Origin of the sequence: Streptomyces sp. KL116D, from assembly GCF_030766975.1 — a bacterium.
Lineage (GTDB): Bacteria > Actinomycetota > Actinomycetes > Streptomycetales > Streptomycetaceae > Streptomyces > Streptomyces longispororuber_A.
Genome location: NZ_JASERH010000046.1, coordinates 146,839 through 168,787 on the forward strand (window position 1 = coordinate 146,839; position 21,949 = coordinate 168,787).

At 73.3% G+C, this 21,949-nt stretch carries 18 protein-coding genes and 8 pseudogenes; 6 read left to right on the forward strand and 20 right to left on the reverse strand.

All coding sequences use genetic code 11. The features are described from left to right. Positions 1-35 precede the first annotated feature (35 nt). The 3 genes and pseudogenes from RBJ77_RS19065 to RBJ77_RS19075 form a co-directional block, all read right to left on the reverse strand. Positions 36-761: an LLM class flavin-dependent oxidoreductase gene (locus tag RBJ77_RS19065; RefSeq protein WP_372346321.1), complete on the reverse strand. Its 726-nt coding sequence runs from the start codon at positions 759-761 to the stop codon at positions 36-38. A 118-nt stretch (positions 762-879) separates the two neighbouring features. Next, positions 880-1,275 (reverse strand): annotated as a pseudogene (locus tag RBJ77_RS19070) (hypothetical protein); the annotation flags it as partial. Next, a complete protein-coding gene (locus tag RBJ77_RS19075) occupies positions 1,164-1,535 on the reverse strand; it encodes a DoxX family protein (protein ID WP_372346125.1) in 372 nt (123 codons plus the stop codon). The gene RBJ77_RS19075 and the pseudogene RBJ77_RS19070, both read right to left, overlap by 112 nt. A gap of 2,906 nt (positions 1,536-4,441) precedes the next feature. Here RBJ77_RS19075 and RBJ77_RS19080 point away from each other — a divergent pair. Beyond that, positions 4,442-4,657 carry a hypothetical protein gene (locus RBJ77_RS19080; RefSeq protein ID WP_372346126.1) on the forward strand — a complete coding sequence of 72 codons (216 nt, stop codon included), beginning with the start codon at positions 4,442-4,444 and terminating at the stop codon, positions 4,655-4,657. A 315-nt stretch (positions 4,658-4,972) separates the two neighbouring features. Here the strand turns inward: RBJ77_RS19080 and RBJ77_RS19085 are convergent. The 5 genes and pseudogenes from RBJ77_RS19085 to RBJ77_RS19105 form a co-directional block, all read right to left on the reverse strand. Then, positions 4,973-5,630, reverse strand: a pseudogene (locus RBJ77_RS19085) (TSUP family transporter); the annotation flags it as partial. 4 nt (positions 5,631-5,634) lie between these two features. After that, positions 5,635-5,874 (reverse strand): rhodanese-like domain-containing protein, encoded by a 240-nt coding sequence (locus RBJ77_RS19090; protein ID WP_372346322.1) that lies wholly within the window; start codon positions 5,872-5,874, stop codon positions 5,635-5,637. A 191-nt stretch (positions 5,875-6,065) separates the two neighbouring features. Beyond that, positions 6,066-7,450: pseudogene (locus RBJ77_RS19095) on the reverse strand (rhodanese-like domain-containing protein). Positions 7,451-7,549: 99 nt separating this feature from the next. Next, entirely contained in the window at positions 7,550-7,759 is a 210-nt protein-coding gene (locus RBJ77_RS19100) for a hypothetical protein (RefSeq protein WP_372346323.1), read from the reverse strand. Between the two features lie 70 nt (positions 7,760-7,829). Next, positions 7,830-7,997 (reverse strand): annotated as a pseudogene (locus RBJ77_RS19105) (UTRA domain-containing protein); the annotation flags it as partial. A gap of 701 nt (positions 7,998-8,698) precedes the next feature. Between RBJ77_RS19105 and RBJ77_RS19110 the strand changes: the two are divergent. Continuing rightward, positions 8,699-8,923 (forward strand): hypothetical protein, encoded by a 225-nt coding sequence (locus RBJ77_RS19110; protein ID WP_372346127.1) that lies wholly within the window; start codon positions 8,699-8,701, stop codon positions 8,921-8,923. An 8-nt stretch (positions 8,924-8,931) separates the two neighbouring features. Then, positions 8,932-9,603, forward strand: coding sequence for an FAD/NAD(P)-binding oxidoreductase (locus RBJ77_RS19115; RefSeq protein ID WP_372346128.1), 672 nt, complete (start codon positions 8,932-8,934; stop codon positions 9,601-9,603). 131 nt (positions 9,604-9,734) lie between these two features. Here RBJ77_RS19115 and RBJ77_RS19120 read toward each other — a convergent pair whose 3' ends face one another. Continuing rightward, a complete protein-coding gene (locus tag RBJ77_RS19120; protein ID WP_372346324.1) occupies positions 9,735-10,217 on the reverse strand; it encodes a hypothetical protein in 483 nt (160 codons plus the stop codon). Between the two features lie 50 nt (positions 10,218-10,267). Between RBJ77_RS19120 and RBJ77_RS19125 the strand changes: the two genes are divergently transcribed. Further along, complete coding sequence (locus tag RBJ77_RS19125) at positions 10,268-10,489, forward strand: hypothetical protein (RefSeq protein ID WP_372346129.1); 222 nt, start codon at positions 10,268-10,270, stop codon at positions 10,487-10,489. Between the two features lie 205 nt (positions 10,490-10,694). On the opposite strand, the gene RBJ77_RS19130 is transcribed toward RBJ77_RS19125, so the two are convergent. Then, positions 10,695-10,928: a hypothetical protein gene (locus RBJ77_RS19130; protein ID WP_372346130.1), complete on the reverse strand. Its 234-nt coding sequence runs from the start codon at positions 10,926-10,928 to the stop codon at positions 10,695-10,697. Between the two features lie 236 nt (positions 10,929-11,164). Here RBJ77_RS19130 and RBJ77_RS19135 point away from each other — a divergent pair. After that, positions 11,165-11,680: pseudogene (locus tag RBJ77_RS19135) on the forward strand (DinB family protein). Positions 11,681-11,701: 21 nt separating this feature from the next. Here RBJ77_RS19135 and RBJ77_RS19140 read toward each other — a convergent pair. Further along, positions 11,702-12,782 (reverse strand): annotated as a pseudogene (locus RBJ77_RS19140) (DUF5937 family protein). A 112-nt stretch (positions 12,783-12,894) separates the two neighbouring features. Here RBJ77_RS19140 and RBJ77_RS19145 point away from each other — a divergent pair. After that, positions 12,895-14,100 (forward strand): annotated as a pseudogene (locus RBJ77_RS19145) (MFS transporter). A 72-nt stretch (positions 14,101-14,172) separates the two neighbouring features. Here the strand turns inward: RBJ77_RS19145 and RBJ77_RS19150 are convergent. The 9 genes and pseudogenes from RBJ77_RS19150 to RBJ77_RS19190 all read right to left on the reverse strand — a co-directional run bounded on the left by RBJ77_RS19150 (position 14,173) and on the right by RBJ77_RS19190 (position 21,604). Next, positions 14,173-14,507 (reverse strand): annotated as a pseudogene (locus tag RBJ77_RS19150) (DUF6299 family protein). 162 nt (positions 14,508-14,669) lie between these two features. After that, complete coding sequence (locus tag RBJ77_RS19155) at positions 14,670-15,020, reverse strand: hypothetical protein (RefSeq protein WP_372346131.1); 351 nt, start codon at positions 15,018-15,020, stop codon at positions 14,670-14,672. A gap of 232 nt (positions 15,021-15,252) precedes the next feature. Continuing rightward, on the reverse strand, positions 15,253-15,936 hold the full coding sequence (locus RBJ77_RS19160) for a hypothetical protein (protein WP_372346132.1): 684 nt from the start codon (positions 15,934-15,936) through the stop codon (positions 15,253-15,255). A 484-nt stretch (positions 15,937-16,420) separates the two neighbouring features. Beyond that, positions 16,421-17,257 carry a cation transporting ATPase C-terminal domain-containing protein gene (locus RBJ77_RS19165; RefSeq protein WP_372346133.1) on the reverse strand — a complete coding sequence of 279 codons (837 nt, stop codon included), beginning with the start codon at positions 17,255-17,257 and terminating at the stop codon, positions 16,421-16,423. Beyond that, complete coding sequence (locus RBJ77_RS19170) at positions 17,173-18,129, reverse strand: HAD-IC family P-type ATPase (protein WP_372346134.1); 957 nt, start codon at positions 18,127-18,129, stop codon at positions 17,173-17,175. The genes RBJ77_RS19165 and RBJ77_RS19170 overlap by 85 nt, the downstream gene beginning before the upstream one ends. 241 nt (positions 18,130-18,370) lie before the next feature. Beyond that, positions 18,371-18,535, reverse strand: coding sequence for a hypothetical protein (locus tag RBJ77_RS19175; RefSeq protein WP_372346135.1), 165 nt, complete (start codon positions 18,533-18,535; stop codon positions 18,371-18,373). After that, on the reverse strand, positions 18,532-19,368 hold the full coding sequence (locus RBJ77_RS19180) for an HAD-IC family P-type ATPase (protein ID WP_372346136.1): 837 nt from the start codon (positions 19,366-19,368) through the stop codon (positions 18,532-18,534). The genes RBJ77_RS19175 and RBJ77_RS19180 overlap by 4 nt, the downstream gene beginning before the upstream one ends. Next, a complete protein-coding gene (locus RBJ77_RS19185; protein WP_372346137.1) occupies positions 19,365-19,655 on the reverse strand; it encodes a cation-transporting P-type ATPase in 291 nt (96 codons plus the stop codon). The genes RBJ77_RS19180 and RBJ77_RS19185 overlap by 4 nt, the downstream gene beginning before the upstream one ends. Positions 19,656-19,846: 191 nt before the next feature. Next, on the reverse strand, positions 19,847-21,604 hold the full coding sequence (locus RBJ77_RS19190; protein ID WP_372346138.1) for a hypothetical protein: 1,758 nt from the start codon (positions 21,602-21,604) through the stop codon (positions 19,847-19,849). Positions 21,605-21,949: the final 345 nt, after the last annotated feature.

The window sequence follows — 21,949 nt, forward strand, 5'->3', positions numbered from 1 at the left end:
TGCGTACGTCGTGGACCGTCATGTCGTCCTCCTCCTCACTCGTGGATCGTCGCTGTCGTCAGCCGGCCAGCATGTCGCGGACCATCGGGATCACCTTGGTGCCGTACAGCGCTCGACGGAGCGCGCAGCCGCGTGCTGACGGGCACCGTGCCGGAGCCGTAGATCATGTCGAAGCGGCCGATGCCGAGCGCCCGCACGGCCCGCGTGATCTTGCGCGCGACCGTCTCGGGCGACCCGATGTACAACGAGCCCTGCTCGATCTCGCGCTCGTACTCGGCACGGGTGATCGGCGCCAGCCGCGCAGCGCGCCGATCCGGTCCCGCATCTCCTGGTAGTGCGGCCAGTGCTGCGCGCGTGCCTCGTCGTCGGTGTGTCGGCGACCAGGCCGGGCGAGTGCATCCCGACGGGTGCGCCGTGGTGCCGAACTGCTCGGTGGCCCGCTGGTACAGCGCGATGTACGGCGCGAAGCGTTCTGGGCCGCCGCCGATCACGGCGAGCATCAGCGGGAAGCCGTACTTCGCGGTGCGCACGACGGACTGCGGCGAGCCGCCGACGCCGACCCAGGTGGTCAGCCCCGCCTCGGTCTTGGGGAAGACGTCCGCGTCCGTCAGCGGCGACCGCACGGTGCCGCTCCAGGTGACGGGCTTCTCCTCCACCAGCTTCGCGCAGAGCTCGATCTTCTCCTCGAAGAGGACGTCGTAGTCGGCGAGGTCGTAGCCGAACAGCGGGAACGACTCGGTGAACGAGCCGCGCCCCAGGATGACTTCGGCCCGCCGTCCGCGTAGCCAGCAAGGCCGAGCGTCGCGAAACGCTGGAAGACGCGGACCGGGTCGTGTCGGAGCTGAGCACTGTCACGCCGGAGCCGAGCTTGATGCGGTCGGTGCGGGTGGCGATGCCGGCCAGCACGGTCTCGGGCGTCGAGATGGCTGTACTCGGGCGGTGGTGCTCACCGAGCGCGAGGGCGTCGACGCCGATCTGGTCGGCGAGGACGGCCTCGCCGACGACCTGGCGGATGGCCTGCGCGTACGAGACCGGCCGGCCGGTGTCGTCGTGCGGGACGTCGCCGAACGTGTCCAGGCCGAAGAGGAGTTCGACACGACGGGTGCTCCTTCGTGTGCCGGGAGGGGTGCGTGTGTGTGGGTGGGGTCCGGGTTCGGCCGGGCTCACCAGGCGTACGGGCCGAAGCGGCCCCAGGCGACGACCACGGCGACGGCTAGCAGCACGACGTTGACGGCGATGTGCGCGACCACTCCTCGTCCGGGCGTGCGTGGCCACGGCGCCGCGCATGACCAGCGCCAGGCCGGTCGCGGCGAGCGGTGTGAGGACCGGGCGATTCCGGTGGCCGCCGGCAGGTCGAGGCCGAGGGCCCGAGGACCTCGGCCGCGGCGCGATGCCCTTGACCTGCGCCGCCGAAGCGCCTGGCCCAGGGCATGGCCTCGGCGGTCCCTGGCGTACGGCTGCGCGAGCTTGCCGCCGCCCGCGGCCAGCATCACGAGGGCCAGCAGGATCTGCAGGATCCAGAGAAAGAGGGTCACGGTACGTCCTGTCGCTACGGGGCGGAGGCGCCGGGCTTGCTCCTCGCGTCGAACGGAAGCATAAACGGACTTCACCGTTTCTATTCCGGCAGTAGGTTGGAGCCCATGAACAGCCCATTGGTGCCGCTCGGCCGGCCGCGCGCCGAGCGTGCGGACGCGGCCCGCAACCGCGCGCAGCTGCTGACCACGGCGCGCGAGATGATGGCCGAGCTGGGCGTGGAGAAGGTCACGATGGACGGCTCGCGGAGCGGGCGGGACTCGGCAAGCGGGCACGGTCTACCGCCGCTTCGGCACGCGGGCCGGGATCTTCCACGCGCTGCCGACGACGACGAGCACGTCTTCCAGGAGCAGGTCTCAGCGGGCCGCCGCCGCTCGGGCCGGGCGCCGAGCCGATCGCCGGCTCATCGCCACGGCCGCGCCGCACCGCTAAGCACTCGCGGACCACCTGGCGATCGTCCGCGCCTCTCACTCGACCGCACAAACCGAAAAAGTGCCCGCCGGGGCGGGCGCCACCCTGACGCGCATGCACCTCCGCCTGCTCCTGCGCCTCGCCCGCCCGACGCCACCGACGTCGACACCTCGCCCTGCAGCTCACGGCGGCGCTGGAGGGGCCGTTCATGCTCTACCTCTCGGCACCCCGGCCCGAGGAGCTCGCCGGCGCCCGGTCGCGGACCGGCTCGGCGACGCGGCTGGCAGCGGCTGGTGGAAAGCATCTGCCGGACGGACCCGCCGCCGGCCGGCACTCTCAGCGCCCCCGGCCTTCCTCTGGGGCCGGGCGCGACGGCAGCACTCCCGTGCCGGTCAGCACTTCTCCTTGAGCACGTCGTCGAACTCCTCGTCGAAGTCCATGGGGTCCTCCGACGAGCGGCCGTGGGCATGTGGATCGCTTCTGCGGATCGTTCGCCCGATAGGCCTCGCAGAACTCCCGCCGCTCGTCCTTGCTGCTCGCGTACCAGGCGTCCCTTCCCCGGCGTTCCGCGGCGGTTTCAGCTCCGACCGCTCCGCCCGCAGCCGGCGAGCAGGACAAGTGCCACGAGGGCGACGGCGGTGGTGGCGACGGGTCTCACACGGGCTCCTGGCTGAACGGTCATGGGGCGGTGACAGGTCCGCAGGGTAACTCGGTGGTATCTACAGGCGGTCAGGTGGGCGTCGGTCCGCGCGCCGTCGGGCCCCAACCACCCGCGGTGAAACGGCCGATGGGGATCCCCGCGGTGAGCAGTCCGGTACGGCGGCGCACCATCCCCCTCACGGCGCGACTCCCGCCCCTGAACTCGCTGCGGAGGAACGGCGGTTGGCCCAAGAGTTCGGGATCGCACGCAACCGGAACCGGGTTCTGTAGCGCGCCTGTTGCGGACGGGCCGACAAAAACGGTTCGCTCCTTCGGTATCTTCCGGGGACTTCGGGTTCGGGTGGCGGGCTGCCACCTTGAGCAAGGGAATGCGACATGGTTTCACCTTCGGCGGAGCTGTTCCAGCTCGCTCGGGGCCGACGACCCGCCGGTGGTGGGCGGTTGCCGACTGGCCGCGGTGCTCGGCACCGGCGGCATGGGCAGCGTGTACCTCCGTACACGCCGGGCGGCCGGCCCATCACGCGCTCAAGGTGATCCGGCCGGAGTTCGGCTGTCAAGATCCGGAATTCAGAGCGCCGGTTCGAGCAGGAGAGGTCAACTCCGCGCAGCGGGTGCAGGGCCTCTACACGGCGCCCGTCATCGACGGCGACACCAGAGGGGCAGCAGCCCTGGCTGGCCACCGCGTACGTCCGAGCCCCTCGCTCGCGCACGCCGTCGCCCAGCACGGCGCGCTGCCGCTGCGCAGCTCCCTGCTGCTCACGGTCGGCGTCGCCGAGGCGCTGCACGTGATCCACGGCGCGGGCATCGTGCACCGCGACCTCAGCCCGCCAACGTCCTGCTCGCCGCCGCCGACGGCCCCCGGGTCATCGACTCCGGTGCATCGCCCGCGCGGCCGACGCCACCTCGCTCACGGGCACCGGCGTGTCCGTCGGCACGCCAGCACTTCATGGCCCCGTGCAGGCGGCGGCCGGCACCGTCACTCCCCGCCACCGACGTCTTCGCACTCGGCCAGATCACCGCCTTCGCCGCCATCGGCCGACCGGCGTTCGGTGAGGGTTCTCGCACGCGGTCCTCTACCGCATCGTCCACGAGGACCCCTGACCTGAGCCAACTGCCCGACGAACTGCGGCCGTTGGTGACGCACTGCCTCAGCCGCGACCCCGCCGACCGGCCCAGCCTCGACCGAGATCATCGAGCGGTGCCACGAGCTGTCCCCGACCCCGCTGCGGCAGGGCGAGGACTGGCTCCCGCAGACCTTCGCCAGCTCCATCACCGAGCGGCTGCGGCCGCCGGAGCCCGCACCGACGCCGCCGCCCGCCGCGACCGCGCCGACGCCTCCCCCGCCGACCGCGACGGCGACGCCCGCGCCTCCGCCGGGCGCCCCGCACGCACCGACCGCGTTCAGCCCGCACACGCCGCCCCGTCCCCGTACGCGCACACCGCACCCCACCAGGCCGTCCCCGGCCACGCCCCGCACCAGACACCATGCCGGGGCAGCGGGGCCACCCGACGCCCGCGCCGCAGTGGAACCAGCGGCTACGCGCCGCCGCAGGGTCCTGGCATGGTCGGCAGGCCATGGCGGCGGCGCCGCTCCCTGCCGAAGAAGAAACGACGGGCCCGATCATCGCCGCGGTCGTGGTGGGCGCGTTCGTCGTGCTGGGGATCATCGGCGCGCTGATCCCCGACGGGGAGAAGAGCGACGGCGGGTCCGGGTCCTCCAGCTCGTCGAGCTCCGGCGGTTCGGGCAACGCGGCCAAGTGCTGGCGGCGCGAAGCAGCCCGACCCAAGCCGGCGAGCTACCAGGGCACTCGACCGACCGAGAATCCACTACCTCAAGATGGGCGACAACGCGCCCAAGCCGCTCGACGGCGGCGGCACCGCCTCGTACATGGGCGGTGACGTCTACTACTACTCGGACAGCCGGTCACCGGAGAGAAGAAGATCGGCTCCGACATCGCGCAAGCTGGTCCTCCTCAACAACGCGCAGCAGGTCCTTGCAGGTCATGCCGCACGGAGACCCGCTTCACCGAGAAGATCGACCTCGACCAGCTGACGACGGTCGCAGATCTGCGTCCTCAGCGACTCCGGCCACGTCGCGGTGGTGGTGACCTACCGCGGCAAGTCGGGTGCCGAACGACTCGCGCCGACCACGTCACGCTCGACGTGACTTTGGCGTGGCGCAATGCCGAGGAGCCGACCGAGAGCGACTGACTCGCCGGGACACCCCGCTCTGACGCACCGCGGGCGTCAGAGCACAGGTGCCAGCACACAGCGCCAGATGCACGGCGTCGACGATGCGATGCAGGCGGCCACTGCAGCAGCAGCGCCACCGCGAAGAGCGCGATTTGCGCAGTGGTGAGTTCCCTTCGCTCACTTCGACGAGAGGCGCTCTGCCGTCCCACGCGCCCAGGACCGCGGCGCCGACGAAGGGCGCGACCGCCGCCCAGTCCAGTTCGTGCAGGTGCCGCCGCGCAGGGCGAGCGCGCCGAGCGAGTTGACGGTGATGACCAGCAGGCTCGTGCCGACGGCCGCGCGCATCCGCAGTCCGAGCAGGCCGACGAGCGCGGGCACGGCGAGGAATCCGCCTCCGACGCCGAGGACACCGGTGACCGCGCCGAGGCCCGCGCCGGCCCCTGCCGCACGGACGGGCCCGGCGCCGTGTTCGCCCTCCGTTCCTCCCCGCCCGCAGCATGCGCACGGCCGCGCCCGCGGCGACGACCGAGAAGGCCGCCTGCAGCACGGCGCCGGGAATGCCGCGGCGAGCGCGGAGCTGCATCGCCGGGCCGATCCCGGCCGCGGCGAGAGCAGTCCGGCACGCCATCTGACGTGCCCGTCGCGCGCGTGACTCGGTCAGCCACGCCGTGACCGAGGTGAGCTGTGACGACTCACGAGCCCCGCGGTGGTGGCCGCCACGGGGTGAAACCGAGCAGGTAGATCGGTGCGGGGACGGCCAGGACGCTGCCACCGCCGCCGAGCGCGCCGAGCGACAGTCCGACGACCGCGCCCGCCACGAGAGCCAGGATCAGTGAGTCACGCGACCGTACCGGGCAGGCCCTGCGCGTTCACCACGGGCAGTGCGGACAGCGCCCACTCCTGTATGCCGCCGACGACGTCGACCGCGTCCGCGCCGCCCCGCGTCAGCAGGTCGACCGCCTGCTGGGAGCGCCTGCCCGAGCGGCAGATGACGACCAGGGGGCGTCGCTTCCGCCTCGCCCGGCAGCGGCACGCCGCGGCGAGCCGCGACAGCGGGAGGAGCAGGGCACCGGGTATGTGTCCCGCTCTCCACTCGTCGAGTTCACGGACGTCCAGCAGAACGTGCCCGCCGTCGCGGGCCAGTGCCGTCCTCGGTGTGTCCGGTGCGCCGGGCCGCTTCTTCTACGGTGATCCGGCCGGGGCCGAACGGGGATGTGGTCATGGGCGGTCCTCGCCTCGTGCGTAAGGGTGGGTCGGTCTGGTGCGGCTCAGGCGGCGCGGAGCGGGAGTCCGGCCGGTTCGGCGGCGGTGAAGGAGTCGTCGACGGCGACGACGTCGCGGCCCGCCGCGTCGAGCAGGGAGGCGGCGATCGCCGCGCGCATGCCGCTCGCGCAGTGCACCCAGACCACGCCGGGCGGCACGTCGTCGAGGCGCTGGTGCAGGGCGTGCAGCGGGATGTGGACCGAGCCCTCGACGAAGCCCGCGGCCCGTCTCGGAGGCGCGTCGGACGTCCAGCACGACGACGTCGTCCGTCCGGTCGCGCGTCCGGTCGCGCGTCCGACGGCGCTCGGCCAGGTCGGCGAAGGTGGCGCGGGGGAAGGTGGCAGGGCCGGCTCCCTCGACGAGCCAGGCGGCCGGCTCTCCGGTGGCGGCGGCGGCCGGGCGGTCGATGCCGACGCGCACCAGTTCGCGCTGCGCGTCGGCGAGTTGCCCGGCGGACTCGGCGAGCAGGGTCACCGGTTTGCCCCAGGGGATCAACCAGGCCAGATAGGTGGCCAGTTGACCGTCGGCCTCGAAGTTGTAGGTGCCGGTGACATGGCCTTCGGCGAACGCGATCCGGTTGCGCAGGTCGACGACCCATTCGCCGGCGGCGAGCCGGGCGGCTATCTCCTCGGCGTCGGCGACCGCGGGGGCGGTGAGGTCGACGGGGCGGGTCCGGCGGAGTTGGTGGGGGCCATGTGGGCGTAGTAGGCGGGGTGTTCGTCGAGGCCGGCCAGGATGCGGTGACGAAGGTGTCGACGTCCTGGGTGAGGGCGTCGTTGGACGCCTTCTCCTTGCCGATGGTGGTCTCGGTCCCCGTGCCCTGCCCCGCGGAGCAGAAGCCGCCGAAGCCGTGGGTGGGCAGCACGGCGGTGGCGTCGGGCAGTTCGCCGGCGAGCCGGTGGGCGGAGGCGTGCTGGGCCCGGGCCAGCTCCTCGGTCAGTCGTGGTTCGACCAGGTCGGGGCGGCCCACGGTGCCGATCAGCAGCGATCCCCCGGTGAACACCGCGGCCACCGTGCCGTGCTGTTCTGAGCGCGTACGCGGTGTGGTGCGGGGTGTGTCCGGGGGTGGCCAGCGCTTCGAGGACGAGGCCGGTGTCGACGGTGATGCGGTCGCCGTCGTGGACGGGTGTCCGCTCGAAGGAGACGCCGGCCTTGGCGGGCACGAGATAGGCGGCGCCCGTGAGGCGAGCCAGTTCCAGGCCGCCGGTGACGTAGTCGTTGTGGACGTGCGTCTCGGCGACGTGCGAGATCCGCACCCCGCGGCGGGCCGCCGCCGCGAGCACCCGGTCGATGTCGCGCGGCGGGTCGACGCGACGGCGGTGCGCTCCCCGCCCGCGAGGTAGCTGCGGTTGCCGAGTCCGGCCGTCTCGATGGTGTCGACGAAGAACATGGCGTGCGCTCCTTCCGGTACCCGGCCGGCCTGTGGGCCGCCGGGTGCGGGTGTGGGTGGTGACTGCTTCTCTTGCGGACGGGTCCGGCCCCGTGGGGTTCAGAGGACCGGGTCGAGTCCGCGTGGAGACGCTCCGGCGCGGGCGGGTGAAGGGGCCGGAGCGGGGTCCAGGCGGTATCCGGTGCGGGCGTCGAAGCGGGCGACGACGCTGAAGCGGTCGCCGCGGATGAGGGTCGTGCGCCATTCGACGGTGCGGCCGTGCGTACGGCCGAGCCGCTCGATGGAGAACGCGGCCACACCGTCGGGCAGGCCGAGGAGTCTTCTGCTCGGCGGCCGTGGGGGTGACGGCCTTGATGTGCTCCTCGCCGCCGACCAGACGGATGCCGCAGCGCACGGCGAGTTCGTCGTAGAGAGCGGTGTGACTGAAGTCGACGTCGAGCAGGGCGCGGGCGTCCGAGGCCAGCATCCACACCTTGTCGTGCGCGAGGGGTTCGCCGTCGGCCAGGCGGATGCGCTCCAGGTACAGCAGGGGCGTGGACTCCTCCATGCCGAGGCGCACCGCGACGTGCGCGTCCGCACGGACGTCGAGGGCGCGGACGATGCTGCGCTGCTCCAGACCGGCCGCCTCGACGGAGGCGAACAGGCTGTAGACGGCGCCGACGGGCTGCTCTATGACGCCTCGCCCGCGGCCCGTGGCCGTCGGCCGCGGGCCGCGGTCTCAGACCTTCCTGCCGCAGGTCGCGCAGCGCGGCCGAACGGTGTGCCGGCTCACCTCGTACCGCTTGGTCAGCTCCATCTCACCGGGAAGGAGTCGCCGAACTCTCCCTGCTCCAGTCGGTCCCTGAGGTCGTCCCGCACATGACGCCACAGCGGGGTCCGGTCCCGCCGCCCTCGGGAGTGGGTTCCTCGCTCATGATCCCATCCTTGTGTACGTACATTTGGATAGCTAATGTACGTACATTAACGCGCACCGCCAGAACAGGGAGGCTCGACCCCGCACCGGCCAGTCGGCAGCGACCCCTCGAACCGGATGGAGCACGGGACTGACCACGCACGCGCACCACAAGGTCCTCATCGTCGGCGGCGGCAGCGCCGGCGTCAGCGTCGCCGCGCGCGGCTGCGGCGCCAGGGCGTCGCGGACGTCGGACTGGCCGAACCGTCGGCGACGCACTACTACCAGCCGCTGTGACCCTGGTCGGCGGCGGCCGGGCGCGCGCCGGGGAGAGTGCCCGGCCGCAGCGTTCCGTCATGCCGAAGGAGGGTCTCCTGGATCCGCGACCGCGTGGCGGGCGTGACTCCCGGGAGCGGACGGTCGCCCTGGCCGGCGGCCGGACCGTCGGCTACGACCGGCTCGTCGTCTGCCCGGGCATCCAGCTCGACTGGGACGCGGTGCCCGGCATGGCGCAGGCCGTCACCGCGCCGCACACCTCCAGCAGCTACGCCTACGAACTGGCACCCAGACCTGGGACCTGATCCGTCCGATGCGCTCGGGCACGGCCGTGTTCACGATGCCGTCGGGGCCGATCAAGTGCGCGGGTGCGCCGCAGAAGATCGCCTACCTGGCCGCCGACCACTGGCGTGAGCAAGGCGTCCTCAAGGACATCCGGGTGGTGCTCGTGCTGCCGACGCCCAAAATGTTCGGCGTCCCCGTGTTCGCCCGGGAACTGGAGCGGGTCGCGGCCCGGTACGGCATCGAGGTGCGCACCGGCAGCGAGCTGGTCGAGGTGGACCCGGACGGCCGCGCCGCGACGGTGGTCGACCACGGGACCGGCGCGAAGGACCGCATCGGGTTCGACCTGCTGCACGTGGTGCCGCCGCAGTCGGCCCCCGACTGGCTGAAGGCGACCGACCTGGCCGATCCGGCGAACCCGGCCGGTTACGTGGAGATCGACAAGTACACCTCTGCGCCATGTGCGCCACCCCGACGTCTACGCCCTCGGCGACGCCGGTTCCTCGCCCAACTCCAAGACGGGCGCGGCGATCCGCAGCAGGCGCCGGTGGTCGCCCGGAACGTCGTCGCCGACCTGGCGGGCGCCGAGGCGCCGCCCGCGTCGTACGACGGGTACGCCTCCTGCCCCATCACCACCTCACGGCACAGCATGCTGCTCGCCGAGTTCGACTACACGCTGCAGCACCGCCCCACCCTCCCCTGATCGACACCACGCGCGAGCGCCGGGACATGTGGTACCTGAAGCGCTACGGACTGCCGTTCCTCTACTGGAACCTGATGCTCCGCGGACGCGCATGAGGAGCCGCCGCGGCACCGCCGACCCGCTCGGCCGACTCAGACGACGCCCACCAGCACGATGACCAGGGCGGGCAGGGCGACGAAGACCGTGCCGAGGTAGACGGCGAGGACCCACCGGCGCTCGGCGGCGACGCGGGCGCGAGGCTCCCGGCGCAGAACAGCGGCACGGGGCGCAGGAGCGGGATCACGTAGATCGCGACGATCGCGAAGAGGCCGTGGCAGCGTGACACGAGGCCGCCTGGAGGCCGATCCTCGCGTCCGTCCGACGCCGGCGAACGCCGCGAAGACCTGCACCGTGAACGTCGTGCCGAGGTTGGAGCCGACGACGACGGGATACACACCTGCGCCGGTGATCAGGATGCCCGTGCCGACGAAGGGGACCAGGACGGACGTGGTGATGGTCGACGACTGGGTGACGACGGTCACCATGCCCGAGGCCATGGCGAGGTAGGCGTTGCGGCCGACGGCCCTGATCAGGACGTCGCGGGCCTGCCGAGCCGACTGCAGGAGCTTGAGCAGCTGCCGCGTAGCTGATCGGCGGACAGGATCAGGGCCGCGCCGATCACGACGTGAACAGCGCGGCCGAGGCGCCGCTGACGTGCGAGGTCGCGTGGATCACGCCGTGCTCCACCGGTCTGGTGGCCGCGGATATGAAGGTGAAGTGGGCCGGGTTCGGCAGCCAGTCCGTGCCGCACAGCGCGTCGGTCAGCGTCCCGCTGATGTGCTCCCGGGCGGATGCCAGATCATCAGCTCGATCGGGAAGAGAGATCAGCAGCGCGAGCCAGTTGTAGTAAGTCGTGGACGGTCGAGGCGCCCAGCGCCCGGCGCGGAACTCCGTGCGGTTTCCGATGAAGGTCAGGGCGACCTAGGTTCGTCGTCACCGTGCGTGCCGACGTTCGCGCCGAGGATGATGGGGATCGCTCCCTGGATGGGCAGCGCGCGCCCGACCCACGGCGGTGACGGCGATGGCCGAAATCGTCGCGGTCGACGGCTGGATCAGGACGATGTGCCGAGGACGCCGACGCTCAGTCCGACCCGCGGGCTCGCGGCGAAGGCGAACATGGTGCGCGCCGCGTCGCTGCCCAGACCCGCGAAGCCGCGGCTGATGATGCTCACGGCACAGATCAGCAGGTAGATCAGCCCGGCGACGCCGAGCCAGCCGAGGGCCGTGGTCCACGTGGGAAGGTCGGGGCGGTCGTCCGGCCCGCCGTCGGATGTGGCTTCCGCCATGGACCAAGGCTACGAGCTCGTCACCAGGGGCGCTCGTGGGCCGGACGCCGTACGAGTGTCAGGACCGGCGCCGGTCTCGAAGAGCGGGTGGTCCGGAAGTCGTGGGTGCGCGAGGTCAGCCGCACGTCGAGGCTCATCGTTCCGTCGGGGCCGAACAGCGCCCGGTCTCCCCCGCCCGGCAGAACCTCGCGAAAACGTGACGACAGCCGGTGATCGGGCAGGCTGGCGTCCGCGGCATGGGCCCTTCACTCGAGCGTCCTCCCTTCAGGCCGACGAACGGACCGCACTCGTCGGCTGGCTGGACCTCCAGCGCCAGATCCTGCGGTGGAAGTGCGAGGGCCTGGCCGAGGCGGACGCACACCGCGCCGTCGTCCCGACCTCCCCGGCGATGACGATGGCCGGGCTGATCAGCCACATGCGGTGGGTCGAACACACCTGGCTGGAGGTGCTGTTCCTCGGCGGCGACGAGAAGCAGAACCCGTCCTTCGACGAGACGGACGAGGACGCCGACTGGCACACCGACGGCGCCGCGCTGAAGGACCTGCTCGCGGCCTACGAGGCGCAGTGCGCCCGCAGCGACGAGATCGTGGCCGCGGCCTCCCTCGACGACGTCGGCCGCCACCCCGACTGCCGCTCCGCCAAGGCCAGCCTCCGCTGGATCCTCCTCCACCTCGTCGAGGAGACCGGCCGGCACGCGGAGCCACGCGGACATCGTGCGGGAGCTGCTCGACGGGTCCAAGGGCTACTACTAGCCGCCCCCGCCCGTCCGCGCCTCAGCGCAGCACGGCCGCCAGCAGATCGGTGCCCAGCGCCGTCAGGCTGCTGGACGGTTCGAGGGCGTGCCGGACGTTGCCGGCCGTGCCGCCGCGCGGTGAGCAGGCCCGCGCGGCGCGGCACGGCGAGATGGCGGGACACCTCCGGGCGGGACAGTTCCCAGACGTGGGCCAGCTCTCCGGTGGTGTGCGGGCCGCGCGGGCCAGCGTGCGCAGCAGCCGCAGCGCACCGGATGGGCGAGCGCCTCCAGGCGCAGGGTGACCGTCTCCAGGGACACCGGTTCCGCCGGGTTCGGCTCGGCCACCGGGTACTGCACCACCGGGTGCCAGCCGGGTGCGTGGACCACCACCAGGTGCGGGCTGTTGAACACGCTGGGGATGAAGGTGACTCCGGTGTCGTCGGCCTGTGTCGCCTTGTCCTGCAACTTGTCCACCAGGATGCGGTCGCCGTCCGGCGACAGGGTGACCGCACCGGAGACCGAGGCGAGCGCGGCCGCCGCGCCCTGGCTCCGCTCGAGCAGGTCGTTCTTCGGGCGCAGATCGGTGGCGAGCCGGACCGCGGCAGCCGTCCAGAGCCGTGTCGAAGAAGGCTTCGGCGCACTGGGTGAGGGTGTCCCGCACCCGTTCCCGCACCGCCGCCGGGTCCGCGAGCAGCCGTTCCGCGAAGGCCTCCTGACGCGGGCCACGGGCCTGGGCCGGGTCCAGCGCCCGCTCCGCGCCCTCGCGTCGGTGAGCGGCGACCGCGCGGCGACGGGCGCCCGGGTGCCGCCGCACACGTGGTGACGAGCGCGGCGGTCACGTACGTCTCGTCGTCGATCCGGTCCACGTCGTCCAGCTCGTCGGCGAGCGCCCGCCGGGTCGTGCGGGGAACAGGAAGTCGGCCTGCGAGGACCGCCAGAGGAACTCCGCCTCCTGAGCCGCTCGGCCAGCTCGGGCCGCAGTCCGGCCCAGACGTCCGCGGCCCACACCGCGTGCTGCGGATGGTGCCCCGGCTCGGCCAGCACGTGCAGCATCGCGGTCAGTTCGGCCAGCGGGAGGCCGCGAACCGCAGCCGCTCCGCCGGCACACCGCCGATGTCGATCTCAACGTCATCCCCTCACTTGATCACCGCTCCGCCGGGCGGCGCCGGCGTCGGTTGACGGATAACGTCAACCGACGTGCCCGGTCGGGTGTCGACCGCATCGTTCGGTGCCATGACGACCACGACCGGCCTGCGGCCCCGCGCCCTCGTCCGTGCCTCCGGAGGCCCCCGCTACGCCGTCGCCCTGGCGGTGGACGCGCTCGGCACCGGCCTGCTCCGGCCCTTCCTGCTGCTCTACGGGGTGACGGTCCTGCGACTGTCCGCGCCGGTGACCGGCGTCGCCATGACCGTCGGCGTCGTGGCCGGTCTCGTGTGCATGCCCGCGGTGGGCCGGTGGCTGGACCGGGGCGCCCGCAGCACGGTCGTGGCGGCGTCGATGCTGGTCCGCGTGGTGGGCGTCGCGCTGCTCCTGGCCACCCCCGAGGGAACAGCGGGCTGTTCGCGGCGGCGGCACTCTTCCTCGGAGTCGGCAGCCAGGCCTGGCCGGCCGCCCACGCGGCGCTCGTGGCGACCGTCGCCCACGGCCGGGAGCGCGACACCGCCCTCGCGGCGGGCCGCGCGCTGCGCAACGGCGCACTGGGCGTGGGCGCGCTCATCGCCACCGCCTGTCTGGCCGGTGGCACCACCGCGCTCAGGTGCTCGACCGCCGTCACCGGGGTCGCCTATCTCGGCGCGGCGGCCCTGGCCTGGTCGGTCCACCTGCACGCCCGGCCCGCCACCCCGTCCACGGACCCGGACGCGGACCCTGACACGGGCAACGGCCCCGTGCCCCGCATGCGCGCCCTCCTCGCCGCCAACGTGATCTACGTCTTCTGCCTCAACGTCCCCGAGATCGCCCTCCCGTTGATCCTGGTCACGCAGCTGCACGCGTCCCCGGTGTGGTCGGCGGCCGTCTTCGTGGCCAACACGGTGCTGGTGGTCACCCTCCAGGTGCCGGTCACCGCGTTCATGTCCCGCTTCCCGCGCCGCACCGTCCTCGCGCTCGCCGGGGTGGTGCTCGCCCTGTCCTACCTGGGCTTCCTCGCGGCGGCGTCGCTGGGACCCGGCTGGGGCGCCCCGGCCGTCGCCGCCGTCTCCGTCGCTCTGCACGCTCGGCGAGATCCTCTACGCGGGCAGCGCCACCGCGCTCGTCACCGCACTCGCCCCGGCCCGCGTCCTGGGCCGCACCCTCGCCCGCTTCGAACTCTCCACCGGCCTGGGCCTGGCCGTCTCCCCCGCGGCGATCACCGCGCTCGCACCGCACGGCCCGGCCGCCCTCTGGGGCACGCTCACCGCCGCGACACTGGCCGCCGCCTCCCTGCCGTCCAGGGGCCGGTGAGCACCACGGCGGGACCGGGGAGGTACGGGGCCAGTTCGAGCGGGCGTCGGACGGCCGTCGTGCCGCGCGGGCTCAGTCCTGCGCCATCAGCGTCGCGTCCTCCTTGTCCACCGCGTGGAAGTACGGCAGGGGCAGACCGTCGCGGGAGCGGAGTTCCATGACGGTCGCCTCGATCTGCACGGCGCCCGGCGCGACCGTGTCCGCCGGCGGCGTGCCGGTGTTCACCCACGGGTGCTCAGGCCGTCGCACACGGCCGGGTGCCGCCGATGCCGTGCCGCGCGGGGTCGGAGCCCTGCCGCACCGACGACAGAGACGAAGGCGAGGCCCGAGGTGTCGTGGCACCGGTACGTGCCGGACAGCGTCACCGTGCCGTCCGGGGCGACGGTACCGACCTTGTCGATGGTCACAGGACTCGTCCGGGGCCGCGGCGGTCGCCACCGGTGCCGCGAGCAGCAGGGTCACGGCGCCGGCGGCGGCTCCGAGAACCGGACGGATGCGGGATGACATGGGAGAACCTCCTTGTTGGGGGCTCCATTGATATCCGGGTCGCCCCGGGCGCCCGTCGATCATCACCCCTTCGACGGCGAGTCCCGACGGTCCCCTGACGCCCTCCGCGCACGTCGGCGCAGCAGCAGCGTTCCGCCGGCCGTCACCGCGGCCAGCGCGACGGCGCCGACCGTCCAGGCGAGGGTGTTGCTCCGCGCCGCGGGCGGGGCGGCCTCGGCCGGAACCACCACGACCCGGGCCGTGTTGTCGGACGGATCGGGATCGGCGGTCCGCTCGTCCGCGCCGCGCGGCTTCAGCCGTACGAGTCCGTCGGCGTCGTCCGCCCCCAGGCGCAGCGTGAAGGTGAGGGTCCGCTCCTCGCCGGGCTCGTGGGCGGTGCCCGGGCAGGTGTAGGTGTCCCCTTGTGCCGGCACAGCGGCTCGAAGACGTCCTCGTCGATCTCACTGCATCGGCTCCTTCACCACCGTGCTGCCCCGCGGCGGGTGAAGACGAGGTCGAAGGCGCCGCCCTGGCCGGGGTCGCCCGGGCCGTCGTTGCGCGCGCCGATCCGCACGTCGCGCACGTCGCCCGGCGCGCCCGCCGCGGTCGCCGATCGCGGCGTAGTCCGCCGGATTGTCCGTGTGGACCATGGTCCACACCTCGGCGTCATCGCTCCACGCGCCCCGGCCGCCCGTGCGCACTCACCGGTTCGAGCCGGGGACCGTCGCCGGCCGGTCCCGGGCTCGTCATGCGCACGGCTTCGTACGGGCCGAGGTCGAGCGGCCAGGCCGACTGGCGCAGATCGGCGTGGTCGATGACCTTGGGGTGCGCATCCGCAGGCCGGGGCCGAACACCACGGTCCGGCCCGGTGGCGAGCGCAGGTCGGGGAACGTGCAGTACGCGGTCTGCGCGCCGCGATCGGCCCCGCTGTAGCGGCAGTTCGCGAAGTGCTGTGACAGCGGCAGCTCGTTGTCGACGGTCAGCAGCAGGGCGACGCCGTGGGCGGTGGTCTCGCCCGTGTTGCGCACCGCCAGAGTCCATGCTCGTCTCGGCGCCGGGGCGGATCCCGCCGACGACCTTCGGGGCGCGGACCTCGAGGATCGGTCCGCCGACCACCACGCGCGTCGTCGCGGTCGCGACGTGCCCGTCGGGAGCCTCGTACGTCATGCGCAGCCGGCCGGTGTCGCCGGCCTTGCTGCCGGGCGCCGCGTAGGGCAGCGCACCGGACCAGCCCGCCCAACTGTCGTACCGCGTACCGACGTCGCACACCACGACGAGATCCGCGGTGTTCGTGCAGCCGCTGCCGAACTTCTTCAGCCGCAGCACGTCCTTGGAGGCACGGACGTCCATGGTCAAGTGCCCCGACTTCGGCCCACTTCGCCCACGGCGTCCGGGTCGTCCGGCGCGTACCGGATGTGGAGGCGCTTGTCGCGCTCGGCCGCTTCCGGCCGCCGGGCGGCTTCACGTGATAGGTGCCGGGCGCCGTGAGCACGGGCCGTTCACCCGGTGCGGGGCCCGCCCGGAACTCGGTGAGGGCGAGCACGGCGAGGGCTCCGGCGGCCAGCACGGCGAGCGGTCACCGCGAACAGACGGATCACGCGACGCCGGTCACGCTCGGTGGGGTGTGCGGGCATGCCGGTCAGTCGAACACGGGCGGGTTCACCCCGGCCAGGATCCCGCTGTCACGACTGGGCAGCAGCCGTCGGCCCTGGTGAGCGGGTCGGGCCCGCGTCGCCCGACCGACCGGTTCAGGACGCGCGCGCCGCGAAGGCCGCCGGTGAGAAGGTGAACGCCACGTAGGTGCGTCCGCCCTGTTCGAACCGGGCCGCCTCGGTCATCCCGTAGTGGCGGTGGACCGCGAGGGAGCGTTCGTTGGCCGTCTCGACGAACGCGACCCGAGATCGAAGTCGTCCCGCAGGGCCCGGCTCAGCGCCGTGATCAGCCGCGTCAGTACGCCGCGGCCCTGGAACCGGTCGTCGACGGCGACCGGCCCGTAGAGGAACATCCTGCCCAGGTCGCGTCCTCGGGCCGCTTCGACGACGGCGGTGACGGCCGCCGACGCAGGGTGCTCGGGCGGAAGTCCGCCCGCCTCGCTGGTGATCGCGAAGCCCGCGAGCTCCCCGGCGGCGTCGGCGACGAAGACGCCTGGCCCGTCCTGGAACCGGTCCAGGAGCTCCGCGGTCATGCGCCCCTGCACGAAGCCGCGCCGGGCCCGCTCCTCGTCGCTGAGCCCGACGCCGCGGGCGCGGTCCATCAGGGCCAGGATCGCTTCGTGGTCGTCGGGCCGGGACCTGCGCACGGTGATCGTCACTCGACAGACCCTACGCAGCCGCGCCGTTGTCGGGACCGCGAGGGACGCCCGTGCGCGGCGGCGCTCCCACGCCTTGCCCGCCTCGACCAGCAGGAAGATCAGCACGGCGAACGCGATGGTGAGCCCCCACTCCCGCAGCCCCACCGAGGCGGTCGCGAACCAGTCGTGCATGAACGGGGTGTACGTGAAGAAGACCTGGAAGGCCACCAGCAGGGCGCTCGACCACCAGATGACGGGATTTCCGCGCAGCACGTCGGGGGTGAGGCTGGAACGGTTCAGGAAGCGGCAGTTGAACAGGTACGCCAACTGGCCGAGCGCCAGCATGAGGACGGCCGTCGTCTGCGCCTCGGCCAGCGGCACGCCCGCGCGGTCTCCAGGTAGAAGACGCCCATCGTCGCCGCGCCGATCAGAACCGAGCCGACGGCGATGCGCCGGGCGAACTCCGCGTTCAGCAGCGGGGCGTCGGGGGCGCGCGGCGGCCTGGTCATGATGCCGGTCTCGGCCTTCTCGCCGGCCAGCGCGAGGGAGAGGGTGACCGCGGTGACCATGTTGATCCACAGCACCTGCACGGGCTGCAGCGGCAGGGTCCAGCCGAACAGCACGGCGATGAGGATGACCAGTGACTGGGCGCCGTTGGTGGGCAGCAGGAACAGCACCGACTTGCGCAGGTTGTCGTAGATCCTGCGGCCTTCCTCGACCGCGCGCTCGATGGTGGCGAAGTTGTCGTCGGCGAGCACGATCTCCGCCGCGTCCTTGGTCGCCTCGGTGCCCTTGATGCCCATGGCGACGCCGATGTCGGCCTGGGTCAGCGCCGGGGCGTCGTTGACGCCGTCGCCGGTCATGGCGACCACTTCGCCGTGGTGCTGCAGCGCGGACACGATGCGGATCTTGTGCTCGGGCGATGTCCGTGCGTACACGTCGACGTCGCGCACCACCTGCCGCAGTTCCGCGTCGTCCATGGCCTCCAGTTCGGCACCGGTGAGGCGGCGCGGTTCGGGGGCGTCGACGATGCCCATCTCCCGGGCGATGGCGACGGCCGTGCCCGCGTGGTCACCGGTGATCATCTTGACGCGGATGCCGGCCCGCAGGCACTCGGCGATGGCCGTGACGGCCTCGGGGCGCGGCGGGTCCACGATGCCGACGACACCGACGAACTCCAGGCCGGTCCCGACGTCGGCGGGGTCGAGCCGGGCACGGTCGGGGGCGGCCGGGAGCCGTGCGGCGGCCAGCACGCGCAGCCCGCGCGCCCCGATCTCGTCGATCCGCGCCTCCCAGAAGCCGGTGTCCAGCGGCTCGGCGGTGCCGTCGGCGGCGGTCTGGGTGGTGCTGCGGGCGAGGATCCGGTCCGGGGCGCCTTGACGAGGACGTGCCGGGAGCCGTCGGCGGCCTCGTCGAGCACGGCCATGTACTTGGTGTCGGACTCGAAGGGGATCACCGCGTGCCGCCGGTGCTCCGCCCCGTCGTGGCCCGCGGTCATGCCGAGCGTGCGCAGCGCGCCTCGGTGGGCTCGCCGACCAGTTCCCAGCGGCCGCTCTCGCCGCGCACGACGCGGGCGTCGTTGCACTCGGCCATCACCTCGATCAGCGCGCGCAGGTCCGGGTGGGCGGCGAGCGGGGCCGGTGCGCCGTCCAGGGTCACCTCGCCCTCGGGCGCGTAGCCGAGCCGCTGACGTCGTAGGCGTGCGCGCGGGTGCGGACGAGCCGGGCGGTCATCTCGTTGGTGGTGAGCGTGCCCGTCTTGTCGGAGCAGATCGTGGTGACGGAGCCGAGCGCCTCCACGGCGGGCAGCTTGCGCGTGATGGCCCGACGGCGGGCCATCTGCTGCACGCCGAGCGCCAGGGTGATGGTCACCAGCGCGGGCAGGCCCTCAGGGACCGCCGCGACGGCGAAGCCGATGGCCGCCGAGACGAGCTCCGACCCGGTGAAGTCGTGCAGGACCCCGCCGACGAGGAGCATCACGGCGGCCGCCACCAGGATCACCACCGCGAGCCGCTTGCCGAACGCGGCGAGGGTCCGGGACAGCGGTGTCTCCAGCGACTCGACCTCGTCGATCATCGTCTGGATCCGGCCGATCTCGGTGGCCGCACCGGTGGCGACGACCACGCCGGTGCCGGTGCCCGCCGCGACCAGGGTGCCGGAGTACAGCATCGAGGTCCTGTCGCCGATCCCGGCGTCGGCGTCGACCGGGTCGGTGCGCTTGGCCGCGGTCACGGACTCGCCGGTCAGCGCCGCTTCGTCGACCTGCAGCGCGGTGGCCTCCAGCAGGCGCAGGTCCGCCGGGATCCGGTCGCCCGACCGCAGCCGCACCACGTCGCCCGGCACCAGGTCCTCGGCGTCGACCTCCGCCCATGCGCCGTCGGTGAACGTGCGCGAGACGGAGAGCATCGCCCGGATGCCGTCGAGCGCCTTCTCCGCCCGCCCCTCCTGGACGAAGCCGATGGCGGCGTTGATCACCGCGACGGCGAGGATCACCGAGAGTCCACCCAGTCGCCGAGCAGTGCCTTCAGCACGGCGGAGACGAGCAGGATGTAGATCAGGACGTCCTGGAAGTGCGACAGGATCCGTCGCCACAGTGGCGTGGGCGCGGGTGGCGCGAGCCGGTTGGGGCCCGTCTCGGCGAGGCGGCGGGCGGCCTCGGTTCCGGTCAGGCCGTCCTGCGCCGAGTCCAGGCGGTCGAGGACCGCCCGACCGGACAGCGACCACGGTGCCGCCGGCTCCTCACGGAGCCGGGGCGGCTGTGTCTCTGGTGCACCCGTCATCGTTCCAGTCAATGCCGGAACCGCTGCCGTGTCGCGGTGAGAACGTCCCGGACGCAGCCCGAGGACCCGGGACCAAAGCCCTCCTGCCGGGGGTCACCGGGAGATTCCCGGGACGGGCCGGCGGTCGAGGACGGCGGCGGCCCGCTCCACCCGGGTGGCGCACGGCACCGTCTCGCCCGACTCGACGGCGTTCAGCAGGTCCTGAGCGCGGCGTACGTGTTCGGCGCGCAGGAGGCGGCGCCCGGCTGGGCCAGCGCCCGCCTCGCCCGGGTTCCAGGCCCGGGCGGTGCGTCCCTGCTGCCGGTCGACGAAGGCCCGCGCGTAGTGGGCGCGCAGCGCCGACCACTGGTCGTCGCGCAGTTCGGGCTGGGCCAGTGCGGCGCGGGCGGCCCGCTGCGCCGCGGCCGGGTCCTGGACGGTGCGGGCGACCGCGAGCGCGGCGAGGTAGACGGCCCTCCCGGTCCCCGGGCGCCCGGTCGGGCGTGCACTCGCTCGCGTGCTCGAAGCACTCGGCGGCCTTGACCGTGTCCCCGCGGAACAGCGCGACGAGCCCCTGCACGTGGGAGATCCGGGCGATCAGCAGGTCGTCGCCGGCCAGCAGCGCCTGCGGCCACAGGTGGCCCAGCAGGGTCTCGGCGGTGTCGGGTCGCTGCGTGCGGCCAGCCAGGCGGCGAGCCACCGGGCGGTGCCGGTCTCCGGCCGGTCCAGGGGTGGAGGCTGAGCAGCTGCAGCAGATGGCGCAGGCCCTCCGACGTGTGCTGGCGCTTGGTCCACCAGAACCACAGCCGGCCCGCGGCGTCGAGGGCGTCCTGGGCGAGGTCGGGCCGGTGCGCCGCGTGCCGCATCATGGCCTTCAGGTCGTGCTGTTCCTCTTCCAGGAGCTGCATGGCGTGGCCCTGGCAGCCGTGCTGCCACAGGTGCTCGGCGATCTGCGCGACCTGCCGTACGTGGCTGGCCCGCCGCTCCAGCGCGACCTCGGTCTCGCCCGCCTCGGCCAGCCGCCGGCCGCCGAACTCCCGTACCGCGTGCGGCATCCGGTAGCGGGGCTGCGCCGGGCCGTGCGGATCGTGGTCGCTCTCCAGGACGCCCTGCGCGGCCAACTGGGCCAGCAGTCCCGGCACCTCGTGCGCCGCCACTCCGCCTCCGGCGCACACCAGTTCCGCGGCGGCCTGGCCGAACGGCCCGGCGAAGACGCTCGCGCGGCTCCACACGATCCGCAACTGCCGCTCGCAGCGGGCGTAGCCGGCGCCGATGGCCCGGGCCAGGCTGCGGTGGCGGCGCAGTGCCGGATGCGGGCTGCTGAGCCAGCACTGGCCGTGCCGCACGAGTTCGGCCAGCTGCTGCGCCGAGTGCGTACGGGTCTTCGCCGCGGCCAGTTCGAGCGCCAGGGGCAGCCCTTCCACGGCGCGGCCGATGTCCTCGGCGGCCCGCAGCGCGGTGCGGTCCTGGCGCAGACCGGTCAGCCGGGCGGCTCGGCCGAGGAACAGCGCGGCCGCGGGCGACGGGGCGCCGTCCACGGGGGTCTCCGTGGCCAGCGGGGCGAGTTCGAGCAGGGCCTCTGCGCCGAGTCCCAGGGGTTGGCACGAGGTGACCAGCACGTGCAGCCACGGCCGCTGCATGACGGCCCGCTGCACCCAGCCCGCGCACTCGGGGTGGGCCGCGTCGACGTCGTCGAGCAGCAGCAGGGCCCGGCCCCGGCTGCCGCGCGGACCCGTCGTGCGCGGCGCCGCCCTGCGGTGCGGGCGCAGTCCGGCCAACGCGTCGTCGGCGGCGCGGGCGAGCCGTTCCTGGGCCGTGGGGCCGCCGGGGCAGCGCAGGCAGGCGGCGCTCTGCCAGGACGCCTGGAAGGCCCTGACCGCGGCCCGGGCGAGATGGCTCTTGCCGACCCCGGTCCGCCCGGTGACGGTGACCACCTGGTGGCGGGCCAGCAGGTCACCCAGTTGCGCCAACTCCCCTTCCCTGCCGATGAGTTCGCCCGGCTCGCCCGGCGGGCCGATCCGCTGTCGGCAGAGTGATTCTGGGCTGGTGCAGCACGCTGTGTCCCCGGTGGTTCTGGTGCGGATCGTTCAGGCCTCCCTGCCTGCCCGGACACTGCCGCAGGCCCGGACAGCGATGCCGGACCGACCACTGCAGAACCGTCACTGCTCGGGAGTCACGCACTCCCAACGCGCCCTTCGTACCCCGGTTGTGCGCCAGATCGGGAATCACCCGCACAGGTGAGATGTCCGCGCCCGGAAGAACCGCCGTTGACCGGCCGCACCGTGCCTGCGCACCGTGCGCACGCGATGTCCACC